This is a genomic window from Pyrobaculum sp., from assembly GCF_049971835.1.
GTDB lineage: Archaea > Thermoproteota > Thermoprotei > Thermoproteales > Thermoproteaceae > Pyrobaculum.
Map to the genome: position 1 here is coordinate 1 of NZ_JBMFKV010000278.1, position 2,107 is coordinate 2,107.

General features: G+C 57.1%; 3 protein-coding genes. All 3 read right to left on the minus strand.

Features of this window, described 5'->3' with window-relative positions:
- The coding region (locus tag ACP5J3_RS13630; protein ID WP_428496183.1) for a hypothetical protein at nucleotides 1–182 on the minus strand (182 nt) is incomplete at its 3' end.
- Nucleotides 169–495 (minus strand): hypothetical protein, encoded by a 327-nt coding sequence (locus ACP5J3_RS13635; RefSeq protein ID WP_428496184.1) that lies wholly within the window; start codon nucleotides 493–495, stop codon nucleotides 169–171. The genes ACP5J3_RS13635 and ACP5J3_RS13630, both read right to left, overlap by 14 nt.
- A complete protein-coding gene (locus ACP5J3_RS13640; protein ID WP_428496185.1) occupies nucleotides 492–1,847 on the minus strand; it encodes a zinc ribbon domain-containing protein in 1,356 nt (451 codons plus the stop codon). The genes ACP5J3_RS13635 and ACP5J3_RS13640 overlap by 4 nt, the downstream gene beginning before the upstream one ends.
- Nucleotides 1,848–2,107: the final 260 nt, after the last annotated feature.

Consider the following 2,107-nt stretch of genomic DNA (forward strand, 5'->3'; position numbering starts at 1 on the left):
CCCGCTGAGTACGTGCGGTATGTATAGAGCGGAGCAAATACGTGAACTCCGCTGTTTTTAGACACGTAGAGAAACGGAGAGCCCCTGACGGACACCTCTGGAGATGGGTCGTGTCTGACCGGTCTAATGGGAAACGACGCCGATATTAAGTCCTCGACTTCAATGGCTTCAACGGCCGCCATCAAGTACCAGAACCACCGCCTTATTTATAGATTCCTGGACCTGCTCCTGGACGCACTGCCTGTCGTACAGGTAGTCGTCGTCTGCCGTCCTGCACTTCTCAAGCCCCAGCCACTTGTCTACTGCAAATCTGACTACGCTTGAGTGGTACTGCTTGAGCTCGGGGGCGTACCTCACAATCCGCTTGTAGTCAATCCTTACGGCCCTGCCGTAGTTTATAGCGAGTATAGAGCTTACTGCTCGTATTACTGACTTGATAATCTGTACTTCCCAGTCCCCCTCCCCGCCCCTCGGTGTTCCCTTGGGGCGGCTCATAGGCGCCCTCTTCCCCTTGTCGGGGTCATGGGGCTGGCCCGGGCCGGCACGGCGGGCCATTGAGCTCTGACAGCTCTCTCTGTTTCGAGGACTTCTGCGGTCCACCTTTCCAGCTGTCTTTCATCCACTGCTGATAGTGCCCTCTTAACCGCCTCTGCGTACTCCTCATCCAGCTCCTCTACAGCCTTCCTAAGCATGTTGAGGACAGCCGCGACATCGCGGTGAACCCAGTGACCCCTCGGGCAGAGGCCTACTTTCGGGCCTAACGGGAACGACATCTCCTCGCCGTGTATAGGGCAGGTCTTGGAGTTTCTGCGGGAGGACACAAACAGAAGTCTCAGCCCCCTCTCAGCGGCTTTGTCCCTCACCTTCTCCACCACAGTTTTGATAGGAATCTGTTTGATACGGTGCCTCAGTTGTGGACTCCTTTTGTCCACAACCATCTCCTCCTGCGGCTTTTTGCCGACGCCCTCAGTCACCAAAACAGCTGGCTCCTTAGTCAGTTCGTGAGCAATTTTATTGACTCTGTCGCGCTTCCTCTTCCCCTCCCTCAGCCTCTTCATCCGCTTCCTGTACTCCCTCATGTGGACGCCGGAGAGCCTCTTCCCGTTTACCTCCACTGTCAGCTCCTCGGCCCATTTGCGTCTAATCACGGCGTAGCGTTTGGCCAGCCTTCCGAAATCCGTCTTGAAGACCTTGATCGATATGGACGGCTGTACCCACTGTCGGTTCCACTGGGCGACTCTGTCTACGGTGGCCTTCAAATCTACTCTAGCCGCCACGACCGTGTTCTCGTTCACGTCGAAGGCCGCAACGGCGGTGGGCTCTTTCGGCGGCTCCGGCTCCACTTCGTAGGTGAATACGGCGTACACCCTGTCCTTCACCCGCCTTAGCCTAATCGTCGAGGCCCTCTTGGCTTTGCCTATTCTAACCAACCACTCGAAGAGCCAGAACCTCTTGTGCGGCCACAGCTCTGCGGTGTGTCTCCCCGACATGAGGCGTAGGGACAGCGACGTCAGGGAATTGAAGCGCCATGAGATCTCGACAACGTAAGGCGCTACGCGCCTAACCGCGGGAGGCTTTCCTCCAGCTTCAGCCCAGGCGTTGTAGGTCTCCACAGCGTCCTTGACGGCTTGTTGCTGATAGGCGGCGGGGAGGCCGAACTGCTTGACTAGGTCTTTCACCTCGTACCACACCTTGAAGTAGCTGGCCCTCTTTCCCCCATACGTCTGGACCAGGTAGTCCAACGCCATCTGCTTAGCCCTCCTGTACCCCCTCTCCAGCTCTAGGTAGTCGAGGAGCTGGTTGGCGTCCAGCAGAAGCGGCACCGCTACGGAGCGCCTAACCACCATGTCTAAGTTGAGGCCAGTTAAAAGCTTTACCCCGACCTGAGTGGCAAGGTTTGACGTCTCCATCATTTTCTCCGCGCGCTCTGCTACGTCTTGTGGCATATCCCCGTGCCGCATATCTCAAACGGCACTGAGACTGGCGGGACGTCTGGTAGCTTCTCGGCTTTTAAGTACCTCACGCCGCTGACGACCTCTACCTTTAAAAGTTTTGTCATGTGTGCGAGGACGTTGCCTCCTGCGTGCCTATCCGAGTCGGCCGCCGG